The 18,788-nt window shown below is 60.2% G+C and carries 17 protein-coding genes; 9 read left to right on the top strand and 8 right to left on the bottom strand.

The genetic code is table 11. From position 1 onward, the window contains the following. Positions 1-64: 64 nt before the first annotated feature. Together KUIN1_RS19245 and KUIN1_RS19240 are read right to left on the bottom strand one after the other, a co-directional pair. Positions 65-1,312: a ribonucleotide-diphosphate reductase subunit beta gene (locus KUIN1_RS19245; protein ID WP_003393710.1), complete on the bottom strand. Its 1,248-nt coding sequence runs from the start codon at positions 1,310-1,312 to the stop codon at positions 65-67. Positions 1,313-1,577: 265 nt separating this feature from the next. Next, the gene (locus KUIN1_RS19240; protein WP_011268604.1) at positions 1,578-4,490 is read right to left on the bottom strand and encodes a ribonucleoside-diphosphate reductase subunit alpha; all 2,913 of its coding nucleotides are present in this window, start codon (positions 4,488-4,490) and stop codon (positions 1,578-1,580) included. A gap of 708 nt (positions 4,491-5,198) precedes the next feature. On the opposite strand from KUIN1_RS19240, the gene KUIN1_RS19235 reads away from it, so the two are divergent. From KUIN1_RS19235 to fhuF, 3 genes are read left to right on the top strand one after another with little or no spacing between them, the layout of a single operon-like run. Next, positions 5,199-5,942, top strand: coding sequence for a response regulator (locus KUIN1_RS19235; protein ID WP_003407760.1), 744 nt, complete (start codon positions 5,199-5,201; stop codon positions 5,940-5,942). 4 nt (positions 5,943-5,946) lie between these two features. Next, complete coding sequence (locus KUIN1_RS19230) at positions 5,947-7,557, top strand: ATP-binding protein (protein ID WP_003407758.1); 1,611 nt, start codon at positions 5,947-5,949, stop codon at positions 7,555-7,557. After that, entirely contained in the window at positions 7,515-8,261 is a 747-nt protein-coding gene (gene fhuF / locus KUIN1_RS19225; RefSeq protein ID WP_003407757.1) for a siderophore-iron reductase FhuF, read from the top strand. Before KUIN1_RS19230 ends, fhuF begins: the two co-directional genes overlap by 43 nt. Here the strand turns inward: fhuF and KUIN1_RS19220 are convergent, their stop codons facing one another. Next, complete coding sequence (locus KUIN1_RS19220; protein WP_197739785.1) at positions 8,262-8,987, bottom strand: 4'-phosphopantetheinyl transferase family protein; 726 nt, start codon at positions 8,985-8,987, stop codon at positions 8,262-8,264. 315 nt (positions 8,988-9,302) lie between these two features. On the opposite strand from KUIN1_RS19220, the gene KUIN1_RS27810 reads away from it, so the two are divergent. Continuing rightward, positions 9,303-9,836, top strand: a complete 534-nt coding sequence (locus KUIN1_RS27810; RefSeq protein ID WP_011268600.1) for an REP-associated tyrosine transposase — start codon at positions 9,303-9,305, stop codon at positions 9,834-9,836. 455 nt (positions 9,837-10,291) lie between these two features. On the opposite strand, the gene KUIN1_RS19190 is transcribed toward KUIN1_RS27810, so the two are convergent. After that, the gene (locus KUIN1_RS19190; protein ID WP_003407755.1) at positions 10,292-11,080 is read right to left on the bottom strand and encodes a dienelactone hydrolase family protein; all 789 of its coding nucleotides are present in this window, start codon (positions 11,078-11,080) and stop codon (positions 10,292-10,294) included. Between the two features lie 172 nt (positions 11,081-11,252). Here KUIN1_RS19190 and KUIN1_RS19185 point away from each other — a divergent pair, with 172 nt between their 5' ends. From KUIN1_RS19185 to KUIN1_RS19165, 4 genes are all read left to right on the top strand, one after another. Beyond that, complete coding sequence (locus KUIN1_RS19185; RefSeq protein WP_003407754.1) at positions 11,253-11,603, top strand: hypothetical protein; 351 nt, start codon at positions 11,253-11,255, stop codon at positions 11,601-11,603. A 27-nt stretch (positions 11,604-11,630) separates the two neighbouring features. Next, the gene (locus KUIN1_RS19180) at positions 11,631-12,308 is read left to right on the top strand and encodes a response regulator (RefSeq protein WP_003314580.1); all 678 of its coding nucleotides are present in this window, start codon (positions 11,631-11,633) and stop codon (positions 12,306-12,308) included. After that, positions 12,305-13,651, top strand: a complete 1,347-nt coding sequence (locus KUIN1_RS19175) for an ATP-binding protein (protein WP_024652776.1) — start codon at positions 12,305-12,307, stop codon at positions 13,649-13,651. The genes KUIN1_RS19180 and KUIN1_RS19175 overlap by 4 nt, the downstream gene beginning before the upstream one ends. 394 nt (positions 13,652-14,045) lie before the next feature. Then, entirely contained in the window at positions 14,046-15,398 is a 1,353-nt protein-coding gene (locus KUIN1_RS19165; RefSeq protein ID WP_003407743.1) for a dicarboxylate/amino acid:cation symporter, read from the top strand. Between the two features lie 66 nt (positions 15,399-15,464). Here the strand turns inward: KUIN1_RS19165 and KUIN1_RS19160 are convergent, their stop codons facing one another. Continuing rightward, entirely contained in the window at positions 15,465-15,959 is a 495-nt protein-coding gene (locus tag KUIN1_RS19160) for a SprT family zinc-dependent metalloprotease (protein WP_152092182.1), read from the bottom strand. Positions 15,960-16,153: 194 nt separating this feature from the next. On the opposite strand from KUIN1_RS19160, the gene ttcA reads away from it, so the two are divergent. Then, positions 16,154-16,978: a tRNA 2-thiocytidine(32) synthetase TtcA gene (gene ttcA / locus KUIN1_RS19155; protein ID WP_152092181.1), complete on the top strand. Its 825-nt coding sequence runs from the start codon at positions 16,154-16,156 to the stop codon at positions 16,976-16,978. 6 nt (positions 16,979-16,984) lie between these two features. On the opposite strand, the gene KUIN1_RS19150 is transcribed toward ttcA, so the two are convergent. The 3 genes from KUIN1_RS19150 to arsC all read right to left on the bottom strand — a co-directional run bounded on the left by KUIN1_RS19150 (position 16,985) and on the right by arsC (position 18,711). Beyond that, complete coding sequence (locus KUIN1_RS19150; RefSeq protein ID WP_003314590.1) at positions 16,985-17,656, bottom strand: DNA-3-methyladenine glycosylase I; 672 nt, start codon at positions 17,654-17,656, stop codon at positions 16,985-16,987. Positions 17,657-17,755: 99 nt separating this feature from the next. Beyond that, a complete protein-coding gene (gene wrbA / locus KUIN1_RS19145) occupies positions 17,756-18,361 on the bottom strand; it encodes an NAD(P)H:quinone oxidoreductase (RefSeq protein WP_003363251.1) in 606 nt (201 codons plus the stop codon). Beyond that, complete coding sequence (gene arsC, locus KUIN1_RS19140; RefSeq protein ID WP_003314592.1) at positions 18,358-18,711, bottom strand: arsenate reductase (glutaredoxin); 354 nt, start codon at positions 18,709-18,711, stop codon at positions 18,358-18,360. Before arsC ends, wrbA begins: the two co-directional genes overlap by 4 nt. Positions 18,712-18,788: the final 77 nt, after the last annotated feature.

Genomic DNA, 18,788 nt, shown 5'->3' with positions numbered 1-18,788 from the left:
TCAGAACCCGTTTCATTTTTGATGAGATGGGTTCAGCTTTTATTGCAATTCCGCGGGATGCAAATCAATCCCAGCTCAACGCCCCACCCGTCTGATACTCAATAACCCGAGTCTCAAAGAAATTCTTCTCTTTCTTCAGGTCCATGATCTCGCTCATCCAAGGGAACGGGTTGGTCGTCCCTGGATACTCTTCCTTCAAGCCAATCTGGCTCAGACGACGGTTCGCGATGAATTTCAGATAGTCTTCCATCATCGCTGCGTTCATGCCGAGTACGCCGCGGGGCATGGTGTCGCGGGCGTATTCGATTTCCAGCTGGGTGCCTTGCAGGATCATCTGCGTGGCTTCTTCTTTCATCTCGGCATCCCACAGGTGTGGGTTTTCGATTTTGATCTGGTTGATCACGTCGATGCCGAAGTTCAGGTGCATGGACTCGTCGCGCAGGATGTACTGGAACTGCTCGGCGACGCCGGTCATCTTGTTGCGGCGGCCCATGGAGAGGATCTGGGTGAAGCCGCAATAGAAGAAGATGCCTTCCAGTACGCAGTAGTAAGCGATCAGGTTGCGCAGCAACTCTTTGTCGGTGTCGACGGTGCCGGTTTCGAACTTCGGATCGGAGATCGAACGGGTGTACTTCAGGCCCCAGGCTGCTTTTTTAGCGACCGATGGGATCTCGTGGTACATGTTGAAGATCTCGCCTTCATCCATGGCCAGCGATTCGATGCAGTACTGGTAGGCGTGGGTGTGGATCGCCTCTTCGAAGGCCTGGCGCAGGATGTACTGGCGGCACTCTGGGTTGGTGATCAGGCGGTACACGGCCAGCACCAGGTTGTTGGCAACCAGCGAGTCGGCAGTGGAGAAGAAGCCCAGGTTACGCATGACGATGCGGCGCTCGTCGTCGGTCAGGCCTTCCGGGTTTTTCCAGAGGGCGATGTCGGCGGTCATGTTGACTTCTTGCGGCATCCAGTGGTTTGCGCAACCGTCCAGGTACTTCTGCCAGGCCCAGTCGTACTTGAAAGGCACGAGCTGGTTGAGGTCGGCGCGGCAGTTGATCATCATTTTTTCGTCAACGGCGACGCGGGCGCTGGCGCCTTCGAGTTCGGCCAGGCCTTCAGCGACGTCCAGTGCGTCCAGCGCTTTCTTGGCGCGGATCAGGGCAGCGGAGTCGGCGGCGGTTACGGCGCGCGCTTCCTGGGCTGCGAGGCCACCGGCGCTGTCGAGGCGGTCCATGTTGGCTTCGTTGGCGTGGCCGGCGTTGGTCGCTTTGGCGACTACTTCGCCGTCTTCTTTATCGAATTCGTCCCAGCTCAGCATGGTGTACTTCTCCTGCTTGAGGGTCAGTCGGGTGGACTGGCCTGTTGGATCTAGAGGGTGTGTTGCTTGCTTTTCAGGTGTGGCGCGCAAGGAACATGAATTTTTGGCTTTCGGGGCCTTTGGGTGAGGAGGAGGGTGGCAAGGGGATGTGTATCCTTGCCGGCCTCTTCGCGGACAAGTCCGCTCCTACAGGTACAGCGTCAGGCTTGTTGGCCTCTCGCTCCCACAGGGTTGTGTTTCTCCTGTGGGGGCGAGGTGGGTTGCCTTACTGGCAAGCCTCACAATCCGGCTCGTCAATCGCGCAAGCCTTTGGCACTGGGGCCGGGCCGGCCGGTGCTGCTTCGGTTGGGCGCGGGGCGGTGATCGCCGAGTCGTCCGGGCCGTGGCCGCCGCTCGATACTGCGTTGAGCTTGCCGGTGTTGACGGTGGACTTCTCGGTGCTGGTCGCGGCCAGGGCACGGAGGTAGTAAGTGGTTTTCAGACCACGGTACCAGGCCATGCGGTAGGTCACGTCCAGCTTCTTGCCCGAAGCGCCAGCGATGTACAGGTTCAGCGACTGAGCCTGGTCGATCCACTTCTGACGACGGCTTGCCGCGTCGACGATCCACTTGGTGTCCACTTCGAAAGCAGTCGCGTAAAGCTCCTTGAGCTCCTGCGGGATGCGCTCGATCTGTTGCACCGAACCGTCGTAGTACTTCAGGTCGTTGATCATGACCGAGTCCCACAGGTCGCGGGCCTTGAGGTCGCGAACCAGGTACGGGTTGATCACGGTGAATTCGCCGGACAGGTTCGATTTCACATACAGGTTCTGATAGGTCGGTTCGATCGACTGCGACACGCCAGTGATGTTGGCGATGGTGGCGGTCGGTGCGATGGCCATGATGTTCGAGTTACGGATACCTTTCTGCACACGGGCACGTACCGGCGCCCAGTCCAGGGTTTCCTTCAGGTCGACGCTGATGTACTTCTCGCCACGCTGTTCGATCAGGATCTGTTGCGAATCCAGCGGCAGGATGCCCTTGGACCACAGCGAACCCTGGAACGTCTCGTAGGCACCGCGCTCGTCGGCCAGGTCGCAGGACGCCTGGATCGCGTAGTAGCTGACCGCTTCCATGGAGGTGTCGGCGAACTGCACGGCAGCATCGGAACCGTACGGGATATGTTGCAGGTACAGCGCGTCCTGGAAGCCCATGATGCCCAGGCCGACCGGACGGTGGCGCAGGTTGGAGTTCTTGGCCTGCGGTACCGAGTAGTAGTTGATGTCGATCACGTTATCGAGCATGCGCACGGCTACATCGACGGTGCGCTTGAGCTTGTCGGTGTCCAGCTTGCCGTCGACGATGTGGTTCGGCAGGTTGATCGAGCCCAGGTTGCAGACCGCGATCTCGTCCTTGTTGGTGTTCAGGGTGATCTCGGTGCACAGGTTCGAGCTGTGAACCACGCCCACGTGCTGCTGCGGGCTGCGCAGGTTGCACGGGTCCTTGAAGGTCAGCCAGGGGTGGCCGGTTTCGAACAGCATCGAGAGCATCTTGCGCCACAGATCCTTGGCCTGGATGGTCTTGAACAGTTTGATCTTGCCTGGGTATTCGGTCAGCGCTTCGTAGTGCTCGTAACGCTCCTGGAAGGCCTTGCCGGTCAGGTCGTGCAGGTCCGGTACTTCGGAGGGCGAGAACAGGGTCCACGGGCCGTCATCGAAGACACGCTTCATGAACAGGTCAGGGATCCAGTTGGCGGTGTTCATGTCGTGGGTACGACGACGGTCATCACCGGTGTTCTTGCGCAGCTCGATGAACTCTTCAATGTCCATGTGCCAGGTTTCCAGGTAGGCACAGACAGCGCCTTTGCGCTTGCCGCCCTGGTTGACCGCAACGGCGGTGTCGTTGACCACTTTCAGGAACGGTACGACGCCTTGCGACTTGCCGTTGGTGCCCTTGATGTAGGAGCCCAGCGCACGAACCGGTGTCCAGTCGTTGCCCAGGCCGCCTGCGAATTTGGACAGCATGGCGTTGTCGTGGATCGCGTGGTAGATGCCCGACAGGTCATCCGGCACGGTGGTCAGGTAGCAGCTGGACAGCTGTGGACGCAGGGTACCGGCGTTGAACAGGGTCGGAGTCGACGACATGTAGTCGAACGACGACAGCAGGTTGTAGAACTCGATGGCGCGGTCTTCACGGGCTTTCTCTTCGATTGCCAGGCCCATGGCCACGCGCATGAAGAAGATCTGCGGCAGTTCGAAACGCACGCCATCCTTGTGGATGAAGTAACGGTCGTACAGGGTTTGCAGGCCCAGGTAGGTGAACTGCTGGTCGCGCTCGTGGTTGATCGCCTTGCCGAGTTTTTCGAGGTCGAATTCGGCCAGCACAGGGTTGAGCAGTTCGAACTTGATACCGGCGGTGACGTAGGCAGGCAGCGCCTTGGCGTACAGGTCGGCCATTTCGTGGTGGGTGGCGCTGTCGGCGACACCGAGGAAACCCAGGCCTTCGGCGCGCAGGGTGTCCATCAGCAGGCGGGCGGTGACGAACGAGTAGTTCGGCTCGCGCTCGACCAGGGTACGGGCGGTCATCACCAGTGCGGTGTTGACGTCTTTCAGCGCCACGCCGTCGTACAGGTTTTTCAGGGTTTCGGTCTGGATCAGGTCGGCGTCGACTTCAGCCAGGCCTTCGCACGCTTCGGTAACGATGGTGTTCAGACGACCCATGTCCAGCGGCGCAAAGCTGCCGTCGGCGCGGGTGATGCGGATCGACGGGTGAGCCTGGACCTGCTCCTCGGGTGTACGAACGGCACGCTCCTTGGCGCGCGAGTCACGGTAGATGACGTAGTCGCGAGCTACTTTCTGCTCGCCGGCACGCATCAGCGCCAGTTCGACCTGATCCTGGATTTCTTCGATGTGGATGGTGCCGCCCGAAGGCATGCGACGCTTGAACGTGGCGCTGACCTGTTCGGTCAGGCGGGCAACGGTGTCATGGATGCGCGACGAGGCAGCAGCATTGCCGCCTTCAACTGCAAGAAACGCCTTGGTGATGGCAACGGTGATCTTGTCGTCGGTGTAAGGAACGACAGTACCGTTACGCTTGATCACGCGCAGTTGACCGGGGGCAGTGGCAGACAGATCCTGCTGGGTCTGGCTTGGCTGCGGCGCGCCGGTCGGCGAGTTCTCGCGAGTTGTGTCTGTTTGCATGTGTGACTCCACGTTCTTTAAGTTTGTTCGGGCATTGCTGCCCACCATTTCGTTTAGAGCAGTCAGTCGCAAAAGGCGACCAAAGGGCTCCAAAACGAAGGTGAAAGCGGGGTCTGTCGCCGCTTCCAGGTTTTGAAGCCAAAAAGGACCGGGCTATGCCCGATCCTTCGAAAATCTGATCAAGAGTGCGTGTTCGATGTTGCAAAACGTGTACGGGATAGCTCTGGCTCACACACGAGGGTCTTGGTGCCTAAACTGGCTTGAAGTTCAACCCCTCAGACGCAACAAAAATGCTTGAATTTCCCATTTGAGTTGTGCTGGCGTTTTTATTCAAAACCCCACATGTAGGGTGTGTCTGGTCGCCGGGCTACAAGATAATGCGTTTTGGACATGAATTGCAACGCACCGCTTGTGGATAAAGTGTGTGTAGTTTGTGTATGAATCGCACACCATGCGTGTAGGCCGCATAACTACTGGATCGTGACCGTTTGTCACCGATTTCTGTAGGCACCGGCGATGCACTGCTGATTTTTGAGGGCGCGAACCCTATCACAAAAAAACGCAGCTGCAAGGCCGTTCTGGCATGTCATGTGCTATGCCGCCTGCGGTGTCGTGTGATCCGCGCAGGGGTTGCTACACTCGCCTGCGACGCGATGCCGCAACCCCTGCGTTGCAAAAACAAAAAGCGGTCGATAACGACAAGGAAAGATGGCTGTGGAACCACACACCTGGCACGTATTGATCGTCGAGGATGACCAGCGACTGGCCGAACTGACCAGCGATTACCTGCAGAACCACGGCCTGCGCGTGAGCATCGAAGGCGATGGCGCGCTGGCGGCAGCGCGGATCATCGCCGAGCAGCCGGATCTGGTGATTCTTGACCTGATGCTGCCCGGCGAGGACGGTTTCAGCATCTGCCGCAGCGTGCGTGACCGCTACGACGGGCCGATTCTGATGCTCACCGCGCGCACTGACGACACCGACCATATAGAAGGACTCGACACCGGCGCCGACGATTTCGTCTGCAAACCGGTGCATCCGCGCGTGCTGTTGGCGCGTATCAAAGCCCTGCTGCGCCGCAGTGAAGCGCCGCAGGTGCCGGCTGCCGAGCTGCGCCGTCTGGTGTTCGGGCCGTTGGTGGTGGACAACGCACTGCGTGAGGCCTGGCTTCGCGAGCAGAGCATCGAGCTGACCGGTGCCGAGTTCGACCTGCTGTGGCTGCTGGTGGCCAACGCCGGGCGCACGCTGTCCCGCGAAGAGATTTTCACCGCGCTGCGCGGTGTGGGGTACGACGGGCAGGATCGCTCCATCGATGTGCGTATCTCGCGTATCCGCCCGAAGATCGGCGACGATCCCATTCATCCGCGTCTGATCAAGACCGTGCGCAGCAAGGGCTATCTGTTTGTGCCCGAAGCGGCGCAGGACATGAGCGGCCACGTGTTCAGCGGCTGACCTGATGAATTCGATCTTTCTGCGCATCTACGGTGGCGTGCTGGGCGTGTTGGTGCTGGTCGCGCTGCTCGGCGTGCTGGCCCTGCATGTGCTCAACCAGTCGCGCGGCGAGCAGTACCGCGAGCGCCTGGCCCATGGCACCTTTACGATCATGGCCGACAATCTGCTGCCCCTCGACGGCATCGAACGGCGCCGCGCCCTGGCAGTCTGGGAGCGCCTGCTGGGCATTCCCCTGAGTCTGCAAACCCTTGAACAGGCTCACCTCGACAGCAGCGCACTGGGGCAACTGGCGCGCGGCAAGGTAGTGGTCGAACAGATCGGGCCGCACGCTGCCAGGGTTTATCGTCAGTTGAGCGACAAGGAGCCACTGTTGCTGACCGGCGAAGTGCAGCAGATCACCGAACAACTGGCGAGAGCCACTATTTACCTGCTGATCGATGAACTGGTGCGCTTTCCAGTCGACGAGCAACCGGCGCGCCTGCAGGCCCTGCGCAGCGACAAGGGGTTCGGTTTCGACCTGCACCTGCTGGCGCTGGATCAGGCGGATCTGGACGATGACCAGCGCCGCCGCGTCTATGAGGGCGATACGGTCATGGCGCTGGGCAAGGGCGGCGATTCGATCCGCGTGCTGGCCGGGATCGTCGACACCAACTGGGTGCTGGAAATCGGCCCGCTGTACCAGATGAATCCTTATCCGTTGCATTGGCTGCTGCTGATCGCCTTGATGGGCCTGTGTCTGATCGGTCTGGTGGTGTACTTGCTGGTGCGGCGTCTGGAGCGACGGGTGCTGGAGCTGGAAGCGGCGGCCACGCAGATTGCCCAAGGCAGCCTGCACAGCCGCGTGCCGACTGAAGGCTCCGACTCGGTGGGGCGTGTGGCGGCGGCGTTCAACAGCATGGCCGAACACCTGCAGCGCTCACTGATGATCCAGCGTGAACTGGTGCGCGCGGTGTCCCACGAATTGCGCACGCCGGTGGCGCGTCTGCGTTTCGGTCTGGAGATGGTCAGCGACGCCGCCACTCCCGAGGCGCGGCGCAAATACATGCGTGGCATGGACAGCGATATTCAGGACCTCGACAAGCTGGTCGATGAAATGCTCACCTACGCGCGCCTTGAGCAGGGCGCGCCGACCCTGAATTTCCAGCGTGTCGATCTGGATGCGCTGATCGATCAGGTGATCGCCGAACTGGCGCCATTGCGTGCCGATGTGCGGGTTTCGCGGGGCGAATGCCTGAGGGCCGAAGAGGGCGAGGCTGCCTGGGTCGAGGGTGAGCCACGCTACCTGCATCGCGCCGTGCAGAACCTGGTGAGCAACGCGCTGCGCCATGCCGACAACGAGGTGCGTATCAGTTATCGGCTGGAAGCGCAGCAGTGCCGTATCGACGTGGACGACGATGGTCCTGGCGTGCCGGAGCAGGCTTGGGAACAGATTTTCACGCCGTTCATGCGCATCGATGACAGCCGCACCCGTGCCTCGGGCGGGCATGGGCTGGGTCTGTCGATCGTACGGCGGATCATCCATTGGCATGAAGGCCGCGCGCTGATCGGACACAGCGTCAGCCTGGGCGGAGCGTGCTTCAGCCTGTCCTGGCCGCGCACGCAGGTGCCGCGTTGAGCTTGCCGTTGTTTGCCGGGCCATTTGCGCGGTTCGGGCGGACCTTGCTGACGGCGGATGATCCGCGCCCGGTGATGACGTTGCCTGATCTGCTGCGCCCCGAGCGTCTTGATCAGATACTGCTGACTGTTTACGGGCCGCAACTGATGCCCGATCAATTGCCGGTGCTGGTGTCGCAGTGGGCCAAGTTTTACTTCATGCAACTGATTCCGCCGGTGCTGGTGGCCAGCCTGGTGCATGACTGGCATTGGCCGTTACAGCTGGAGCAAGTGGCGTTGGCGCTGGATGAGCGTGGGGTGCCGAGCGGCATCAGGCTGGCAGGGGAGGGAAGCGTCTGGCGGGGTATTGCGGTTGATCCGTTTCAGCGCTTTGCCGGATTGCTCGATGACAATCTGCAGCCCTTCATTACTTCTCTGAGCGCTTATGGCGGACTGTCGGCTGCTGTGTTGTGGAGCAGCGCCGGAGATTATCTGGAAGGCTGCCTTGCGCAGCTGGCTACCTGCAGTGATGCGTCGCTGGCTGCGGGGCTGGCGCTGTTAAGCGAGAAGAAAAGGCCGGACGGGCGCACCAATCCTCTGTTTCAGACCGTGCGTTATGTGCCGCAGGCGCGAGGTGGTGAACCACGCAGGCAACGGCGTGTGTGCTGTTTGAGTCATCGGGTCGAGTGGGTTGGGCGTTGCGAGCATTGTCCGCTGCCCGGCTGATCAGCCTTCGACGGCGACCAGGCTCAACAGGTGATCGTCCTGCACACTGAACTGACCGTCCAGCTCCTTGCCCGCATGCCACTCGCTGGACAGGTCGATCAGCAGTTGTAGCCGGGCGTGGCCATCGGCGGACCATTCCAGCAGTTGTGCGTCTTCGAAATAGAAACGCTTGTGCACGATGGGGTAGAGCGCCTTGAACAGCGCTTCCTTGATCGAAAAAGTCAGGGTCACGCGCAGTGCGATCTGATCTTCCGGACCCGCCGCCATCTCTGCCAGCTCGGCCGCCGTCAGAATTTCCCCGGCCAGCCGCGAGGCGCGGTCATGGCTCAGCAGGTTTTCCGTGTCCAGCCCCAACCCGCGCCACTGCTGCTTGTGCGCAACCACGGCAGCGGCCCAGCCGGTGCTGTGAGTGATCGAACCGCAGACATCCGAGGGCCACACCGGCGCGCGGTCTTCGCCCACTGCAGGAACGTGCAGACGGCCATCGAGCTGACGCATGGCTTCGCGTGCGCAGAGACGACCGGCGAGAAATTCAGTCTGACGCTTGGCCACCGAGCGCTGAATGCTCGCCGGCATTTGCAGCTCACAACGCTGAAAGTCGCCGTCTGCCAGCTTGAGCGGATCAAAATGTCCACTCACCAGTACTGCTCCCGGCAAGGCTTGTGGCAGCGGCCAATGCCGGATCAGTTCCGGGCAGCAGATGGGGAGGTGGGATAGTTCAGTCATGGGCGGCATTTTGCCGGGGGAACGGGTTGGAGGGAAGGGCACTAGCAGTAACTATCGTGCGGCGCTCCGCGTCGCAGGCCTTTCTGGACGCTCTGCGTCCTCTCGGCGACGCAGAGCGTCGAGACCTGCATTCCCACGCTGGAGCGTGCGGAACGATCATCTCAACTATCGTGCGTCGCTCCGCGTCGCATGCCTTTCTGGACGCTCTGCGTCCTCTTGGCGATTCAGAGCAAAAAAACTGGTCACACTCTCATTATTTCCACGTACTCGGTCGGAAGGTACCTTTCGCGCCTCTGATGATTCAAGGATGAACACATGGGTCGAAGCAGATACACCATCACCGAACCTGAAAAGCCTCACTTCCTGACCTGCACAGTGGTGGAGTGGTTACCGCTTTTTACCCGGCCTGTTCTGGTAGACATTCTGTTCAATGCCTGGCGCTATCAACAGGCTCATCAGGGACTGCAGCTATTCGGGTATGTCGTACTGGAAAACCATTTGCACTTCGTGGCCCAAGCGCCCGCTCTGGACAAGTGTGTGAGTAGTTTCAAGTCTTTTACGGCTCGACAGATAATCGCAGCACTTGAGAACGCCAATGCCGACAGCACATTGGAGCGTCTGCGGTTCGTCAAGCGCCTGCACAAGAGTGACAGGGTTTATCAGGTCTGGCAGGAAGGAGCCCATGCCGAGCTTGTGTGGAATGAAAAGGTGATGCGGCAGAAGCTCGATTACATTCACCATAACCCGGTAAAGAGAGGTTATGTGGATGTCGGTGAGCACTGGAGATACTCCAGCGCCCGCGATTATGAGGGGCAGCGCGGTTTGATCGATATTCAGCGCTGGTATTAACGCATTGTTGCGACGCAGAGCGTCGAGCACTGCATTCCCACGCTGGAGCGTGCGGAACGATGATCGCAACTATCGTGCGGCGCTCCGCGTCGCATGCCTTTCTGGACGCTCTGCGTCCTCTTTTGCGACGCAGAGCGTCGAGCACTGCATTCCCACGCTGGAGCGTGAGGAACGATGATCGCAACTATCGTGCGGCGCTCCGCGTCGTCATGCCGTTCCGGACGCTCTGCGTCCTCTTTTGCGACGCAGAGCGTCGAGACCTGCATTCCCACGCTGGAGCGTGAGGAACGATGATCGTAATTATCGTGCGGCGCTCCGCGTCGCATGCCTTTCTGGACGCTCTGCGTCCTCTTTTGCGACGCAGAGCGTCGAGCACTGCATTCCCACGCTGGAGCGTGAGGAACGATGATCCCGACTATCGTGCCGACGCTCCGTGTAGAAGGAGCATCCGACACTCAACCAAATATCTTCTTGAAGAACTCTTTCATGTCCGCCCAGGAGCTCTCATCGGCGGATTTGCTGTAGCCGATGTCCGGGCCGCCGTGTTCGCCGTGGCTCAGGCGGTCGGCGTCGGGGTTGGTGAAGCCGTGTTTGGCGCCGTCGATGCTGACGAACTTGTAGTCGGCCTTGGCGTCGTCCATTTCCTTCTTGAAGGCGGTGACGTTTTCAGGGGTGACCATGCTGTCCTTGGCGCCGTGTTCGACCAGCATTGGCACCTTGATGCCCGGTTTAGCCGGAGTGTTGGTGACCAGTGCGCCGTGGAAGCTCACCACGCCCAGCAGTGGTTCACCGCGGCGTGCCGCATCGAGCACGATCTTGCCGCCGAAGCAGTAACCGATCGCTGCGATCTTCTTCGGATCGGTCTGTGGCTGCTTCTTCAATTGCTCCAGCCCGGCGTCAAAGCGCTTGTCGGCGGCATCGCTGTCCTTCAGCGCGGCCTGCATGAAGGCCATCGCGTCTTTCGGGTGCTCGGTGTTTTTGCCTTCGCCGTACATGTCGATGGCCATTGCGCTGTAACCCAGTGCAGCCAGATCGCGGGCGCGGCGCTTGGCGTAGTCATTCAGGCCCCACCACTCGTGGACCACCAGGACGCCAGGGCGCGGGCCTTTTACCGCGTCGTCGTACGCGTAATAGCCCACCAGCTTGGTGCCGTCGGCACTTTTGTAATCGATCTGCTCGGTCTTGATCGCCGCCTGGGCGAGGCCGGTCAGGCCCATCATGATCATTGCAATCCACACACGCATGGTCAGCTCCTTGTTGATGTTTGAGTTGGCAAATAACCATAGCCGATTCTGCTGCACAGGGTGTGGATGACTGTTCAGCGCCGGTTCATGCAGTGTTCAGTCGGGGTTCAGCCCGGCGCGATTACTGTTGGCCCATACCTTGACAGCGTCCCCGAGCGCAAAAGGAGTCGATATGTTGAATCTCAACAAGTTTTTCCTGGCCCTGGCTTTTCTGGGTGGCAGTGCTGCGGTGCAGGCGGGTGATGGTCGGCTTGACGTGGCCCGTATCGAGTTCAGCAAGACCAGCGAAAGGCTTGACGATACCAACAGCTGGGGGCACGCGCTCGGGGAGCAGGCGCATTCCAACGTCTCGGTGGGGACGCTTTATTCGCCACCGGTTTACGGCAGTCTGACGGGCACTCACAATGGTGCGCCTGTCAGCCGCGAAATCCTGCTGGGCAGCTATGATGTGACACAACACGTGCCCGTCAGCGCCCGCCTGTTGAGTACTGATGCGACGATGTCGTTTCATTCTTTGTCTTGAGGCTGCGATTGTGCCTGGGAGAGCTGCATGAAGTTGTTGGTAGTTGAGGATGAAGCGCTGCTGCGCCACCACTTGCGAACCCGTCTGACCGAAGCCGGGCATGTGGTGGAAGCGGTGGCCAACGCTGAAGAAGCGTTGTATCAGGTCGCGCAATTCAATCACGACCTGGCGGTGATCGACCTGGGCCTGCCGGGCATTGGCGGCCTGGACCTGATTCGCCAGCTGCGCGCACTAGGCAAGGCGTTTCCGATCCTGATCCTGACCGCGCGCGGCAATTGGCAGGACAAGGTCGAAGGCCTGGCGGCCGGGGCTGACGACTACGTAGTCAAGCCCTTCCAGTTCGAAGAGCTGGAGGCACGGCTGAACGCCTTGTTACGGCGTTCCAGCGGCTTCATTCAGTCAACCATCACGGCAGGCCCGCTGTTGCTGGACCTCAATCGCAAGCACGCGGCACTGGCCGAGCAACCCTTGGCGCTGACGGCCTATGAATACCGCATTCTTGAGTACCTGATGCTCCATCATCAGCAAGTGGTGCCCAAGGAGCGCCTGATGGAGCAGCTGTACCCTGATGACGACGAGCGCGACCCGAACGTGATCGAAGTGCTGGTCGGTCGTCTGCGTCGCAAACTGGACAGCAGCGTGGCCTTCAAACCTATCGAAACCGTGCGCGGCATGGGCTATCTGTTCAATGAGCGCTGTACGTGATTCGTTCGCTTCGCCTGCGCCTGATGCTGGGCGCCGCCACGCTGGCGGTAATCTTCATGCTGCTGATGCTGCCTGCTCTGCAGGGGGCGTTCAGCCTGGCGCTGCGCGGAGCGATCGAGCAACGCTTGGCTTCTGATGTCACCACCATGATTTCGGCGGCTCGCGTCGAAAACGACCATTTGTTGATGCCCTCAGTATTGCCGGGCGAACAATTCAATCTGCCCGGCAGCCGTCTGCTGGGTTACATCTATAACCGCCAGGGGCAGATGGTCTGGCGCTCGTTGTCGACCGAAGGCGAGAACATCGACTACCGCCCGCAATACGACGGGCAGGGCAGCGAGTTCACCAAGATCAAGGAAATCAATGGCGATGAGTATTTCGTCTATGACGTCGAGATCCGGCTGCTCGGCGGGCGCAATGCCGCATTCAGTATCGTTGCCGTGCAACCGTTGCGCGGCTATCAGGAAACCATCGACGGTCTGCGCCGCAAGCTTTATCTGGGCTTTGGCGCAGCACTGGCGGTGCTGCTCGGGTTGCTGTGGATGGGCCTGACCTGGGGGCTGCGGGCCTTGCGCGGCTTGAGCCAGGAACTCGATCAGGTGGAAGCCGGTGTGCGCGACAGCCTCAGCGAAGAACACCCCAGCGAACTGCTGCGCCTGACCGACTCGCTCAACCGCCTGTTGCGCAGCGAGCGCGAGCAGCGGATTCGTTACCGCGACTCTCTGGACGACCTGGCGCATAGCCTGAAAACCCCGCTTGCGGTCTTGCAGGGCGTAAGCGAGAACATCGCCAAGCGCCCCGAGGATGTCGAGCAGGCATGGGTGCTGCAATCGCAGATCGAACGCATGAGCCAGCAGATCGGCTATCAACTGCAGCGGGCCAGCCTGCGCAAGAGCGGTCTGGTGCGGCATCACGTGATGCTGCGACCCGTGGTCGAAAGCCTGTGCAACACGCTGGACAAGGTGTATCGCGACAAACAGGTGAAGGCCACGCTGGACCTGCCCGAGCACTGCCAGGTGCATATGGAAGAGGGCGCGTTGCTGGAAATGCTCGGCAACCTGCTGGAAAACGCTTATCGGCTGTGCCTGAGCGAAGTGCGCGTCAGCTTCACGCGTTCAACGACCGGCGATGAACTGTGCGTCGAAGACGACGGCCCCGGCGTCCCGCAGAGCCAGCGTGCCCGCATTCTCGAACGCGGCGAACGGCTGGACCGCCAGAACCCCGGGCAAGGCATCGGCCTGGCGGTGGTCAAGGACATTATCGAAAGCTACGGCGCGCAACTGACGCTGGGCGATTCCCCGCTGGGCGGCGCGGCGTTCAGGATTCATTTTCTGGCGCAGTGACGATCGTGTTCACCCGGACACCTATCCTTCCTCACGCTCCGGCGTGGGAATGCCGTTCGTGACGCTCTGCGTCACACCTCTGCGCGTCACCGAGCGCTCCCGTCACCGGCGAAAGAAGGCGGATACCCGCCACTGTGTGCCCATTTTTCCCACCATACGGCGGAAAACCGCCACCTCTCCTGTTGAATCCCGACTACCGTTACCAGTGTGCGCCTTGTAATGCGGGGGTTTGATATCAAAATGACTCCATGGCACGCGTATTGCTATCTACATGGCAGAGACCTGCCTTGCGCAGCTCGACAAAACAAATCCCTCCAGTGCAGGAGGGTTAGCGCTTTATAGGCTCGCGTGCATCAGGTGAAGATGCCCGACGACGCCCTTGAGGAAAACTGCAATGACGACTCGTCAGCCCATCTACAAATCCCTCTATTTTCAGGTAATCGTTGCGATTGTCATCGGTATCCTGATCGGTCATTTCTACCCGGACACCGGCAAGGCGTTAAAACCGCTGGGTGACGGGTTCATCAAACTGATCAAGATGGTTATTGCCCCGATCATCTTCTGTACCGTCGTCAGTGGTATCGCTGGCATGCAGAGCATGAAGTCGGTCGGCAAGACCGGCGGTTATGCGCTGCTGTATTTCGAGATCGTTTCGACCATCGCCCTGCTGATCGGTCTGATCGTGGTCAACGTGGTTCAGCCGGGTGCCGGCATGAATATCGACGTCAGCACGCTCGACGCTTCGAAGATCGCTGCCTACGTCACTGCCGGTCAGGACCAGAGTATCGTCGGCTTCATCCTTAACGTGATTCCGAACACCATCGTCGGCGCGTTTGCCAACGGCGATATCCTGCAAGTCCTGATGTTCTCGGTGATCTTCGGCTTCGCGCTGCATCGCCTGGGTGCCTACGGCAAGCCGGTTCTGGACTTCATCGATCGCTTCGCCCACGTGATGTTCAACATCATCAACATGATCATGAAACTGGCCCCGCTGGGTGCGTTCGGTGCCATGGCCTTCACCATCGGTGCCTACGGCGTGAGCTCGCTGGTGCAACTGGGTCAGTTGATGATCTGCTTCTACATCACCTGCGCACTGTTCGTCGTGTTTGTACTGGGCGCGATCGCCCGCGCTCACGGCTTCAGCATCTTCAAGCTGATTCGCTACATCCGTGAAGAGCTGCTGATCGTACTGGGTACGTCTTCTTCGGAATCGGCCCTGCCGCGCATGCTGATCAAGATGGAGCGCCTGGGTGCCAAGAAGTCTGTGGTCGGTCTTGTTATCCCGACGGGCTACTCGTTCAACCTGGACGGTACGTCGATCTACCTGACCATGGCCGCCGTGTTCATCGCTCAGGCGACCAACACGCACATGGACATCACGCATCAGATCACCCTGCTGCTGGTACTGCTGCTGTCGTCCAAAGGTGCTGCCGGCGTAACCGGTAGCGGCTTTATCGTACTGGCTGCGACCCTGTCGGCTGTAGGCCACCTGCCGGTGGCTGGTCTGGCGCTGATTCTGGGTATCGACCGCTTCATGTCCGAAGCCCGCGCCCTGACCAACCTGGTCGGTAACGCTGTTGCCACCGTTGTGGTTGCCAAGTGGGTCGGCGAGCTGGACACCGACAAGCTGCAGTCCGAGCTGGCTTCCGGTGGCTCTGCCATTCTGGAAACCCGCCCTGAAGACGACCTCGGCGTTGCCGAAGGCCCGACTCCAGGCGCTGCAGTGAACACCACCAAAACCGTCTGATACCCTTCAGGCCATAAAAAACCCATCTTCGGATGGGTTTTTTTATGCCTGCTGTTTATCGGAGGACTATTCCGTGCGCGTCTCTCCGCTGAACACCAGCGGCTCGCGGCAGCGGCGGCACAGGTAGCGCCGTCCCTTGCGAACCATGCCGTGACGCTGCGCGGTGAACGGGAAGTCGCTGTCGGGGCACGGGCAGCGGTAGATGTAACGGATCAAACTGCGCCGCTTGACCGCGTAGGTGTGGCAGCGATTGGGCGGCAGTTCATAGACGCCGCGCATGATCAATTGCCATTCTTCGCCATGCGGCTGGATGCTGCCACCGAACAATTGGTGGGCGATCAGGTGCGCGACTTCGTGGGGTACGGTCTGGCGCAGGAAGTCTTCGGCGTTTTCCTTGTAAAGCTGCGGGTTGAAGCGCAGGAGATTTTCATGCAGGTGAGCGACACCGGCCTTCTGACCGCGCAACTGGAAGCTGACCACCGGGCGTTTGAAGGCGCGCTTGAAGAAGGCTTCGGCTTGTTGGTAACAGGTTTCGACGCGTGAATTGAGTTGGTCGGGCATGCTTTAGGGTTCTCCAGTGCGCCAAGTATGCCGCAATGTGGCTAAGCTCTGAACAGGCCAGCCGCCCGGTGGTCATTTTTGCTCCAGTCTGTTCGCCTGTCTGAACAGCACGATCGCAGCATATTTAACGAATGGTCGGTTACGGGTAAAATGCCCGGCTTTTCTCAAGCTACCGTCAGCGGATATTTCCATACATGGGCACCCTTTCAGTCAATCAGAACAAACTGCAGAAACGTCTGCGTCGGCTGGCCGGCGAAGCGGTTGCCGACTTCAACATGATCGAAGAGGGTGACAAGGTCATGGTTTGCCTGTCCGGCGGCAAGGACAGTTACACCATGCTCGATGTGCTGATGCACCTGCAGAAGGTCGCGCCGATCAAGTTCGACATCGTGGCGGTCAACATGGACCAGAAGCAGCCCGGCTTTCCTGAACACGTGCTGCCTGCCTATCTGAAAGAACTGGGTATCGAGTACCACGTCGTCGAGAAAGACACGTATTCAGTGGTCAAGGAATTGATCCCGGAAGGCAAGACCACCTGCTCCCTGTGTTCACGGCTGCGTCGCGGCACGCTGTACACCTTCGCTGACGAGATCGGCGCCACCAAGATGGCGCTCGGGCACCACCGTGACGACATCGTCGAGACATTCTTTCTCAACATGTTCTTCAATGGCTCGCTCAAGGCCATGCCGCCCAAGCTGCGTGCCGATGACGGCCGCAACGTGGTGATTCGTCCGTTGGCGTACTGCCACGAGAAGGACATCCAGGCCTACTCGGACCTCAAGCAGTTTCCGATCATCCCGTGCAACCTCTGCGGCTCGCAGGAAAACCTTCAGCGTCAGGTGGTCAAGGAGATGCTGCAGGACTGGGAGCGCAAGACACCGGGCCGCACGGAGAGCATCTTCCGCGCCCTGCAGAACGTGCAGCCCTCGCAGCTGGCCGATCGCAACCTGTTCGACTTCACCAATCTGCGCATCGACGAAACCGCAGCATCACGGTTCGTCAATGTGGTGAATATCTGACAATGCTCAGTGGTTGACGGTGAACGCCAGCATGGCTGACAGCTGGCACATCGGCCGACCGCTTTCTGCATGCCACTGGTTGAAGACGTCCTGCACGATCGCCTGATCGCGTTTGCTGCTCGGCACACGGTCGACGATATCCTGCGCGTTCAGGGCGGCAACCACATCCCAGGTCGGAATGAAGGTGTCCTTGCCGATCATGCGCAGAAAGCGCGGCGCTGACAGGCCGCCCATCTGGTTGCCGTGTTTGGCGATGTACTGCCACAGGCCGGTAATGTTATCGACCGGCCATTCGGCGATGAACTTGCCGAAACTGCCATGCTCCTGCTCGATGTCCAGAATCAGCTGCGCGTTGCGCGGCACGCTCTTGAGCTTGCCCAGGTGACGAATGATGCGCGCGTCCTGCATCAGTCGCTCCAGATGATCGGCGCCCATCAGCACGACTTTCTCCGGGTCGAAGCGAAAGAACACTTCCTCGAACGCTGGCCATTTGGCGTCTACCAGGCTGTGTTTCAGGCCTGCGCGGAAAACCCGCAGGGCCATGGTCGACAGGTAGCGGTCGGCGCTGATGGCTTGCAGTTGTCTGGGTGTCTTGGGGGAGGGTAGATGAGCTTCCAGAGCTTTGGCGGAGCCGAATCGATTCAGGCAATACTCGTTCAGCCATTTGTAGTCGTGCATCGGTTCTCCAAAGAAATTCAACAGGCAGGACAAGGGTTCAGACCGACCCTTGCCCTGCAAGTTTACGATTTAACTGAAAGCCCCCGGCGTTCTGCCGGTTCAGCTGCGCGGCGCGTCCAGTTGCACCGCAGTCTTGGCCAGACGCTGGCCCAGCGCGCGGCACAGGTCGGTTTCATGACGGTCCAGCGCGCGCTTGCCGTCGGCACCTGCGTGATGGCTGGGACCGTAGGGCGTGCCACCCCCGGTGGTTTCCAGCAGCGCCGATTCGCTGTAGGGCAGGCCCATGATCAGCATGCCGTGGTGCAGCAGGGGCAGCAGCATCGACATCAGCGTGGTTTCCTGACCGCCGTGCAGGCTGGCAGTGGAGGTAAAGACGCCAGCCGGTTTGCCGACCAGTGCGCCGGTCAGCCACAGGTTGCTGGTGCCGTCGAGGAAGTATTTCAGCGGCGCGGCCATGTTGCCGAAGCGCGTCGGGCTGCCCAGCGCCAGGCCGGAGCAGTTTTTCAGGTCGTCGAGGGTCGCGTACAGCGCGCCGCTTTCCGGAATCTCGGGGGCGGTCGCTTCGCAGTCGGCGGAAACGGCGGGCACGGTGCGCAACCGCGCTTCCATGCCGCCCAGTTCGATGCCGCGGGCAACCTGCCGGGCCATTTCGCTGGTGGAGCCGTTGCGGCTGTAATAAAGGACCAGAATGTAGGGTGTGCTCACGGCAGCAGCTCCAGAATGTTCTCGGGTGGGCGGCCAATGACAGCCTTGTCGCCAGCGACCAGAATCGGTCGTTCGATGAGTTTGGGGTGAGCGGCCATGGCGGCGATCAGCTGCTCGTCGCTCAGGCTCGGGTCGGCCAGATTGAGTTGCTTGTAATCGTCCTCGCCGGTACGCAGCAGTTGCCGGGCACCGATGCCCAGCTTGCCGAGCAGGTCGCGCACACGGTCGGCGTCGGGCGGGGTTTCCAGGTACAGGACGATGTCCGGCGTCAGGCCGCGGGCCTGAAGCAGTTCCAGCGCGCCGCGGGACTTGCTGCAGCGCGGGTTGTGATACAGCGTCAGATCGGTCATTTGCTCGTCGCATCTTGTGTGGGTGGCGTATTCTAACCAGCGATGGCACTGTCCGACATATCGAATGGTCAATAGTC

It is taken from the genome of Pseudomonas sp. KUIN-1, assembly GCF_009176725.1.
GTDB classification, from domain to species: Bacteria; Pseudomonadota; Gammaproteobacteria; order Pseudomonadales; family Pseudomonadaceae; genus Aquipseudomonas; species Aquipseudomonas fragariae.
The sequence above is the reverse complement of the archived record's forward strand: the minus strand, read 5'-3'. Positions and strand labels throughout refer to the sequence as shown.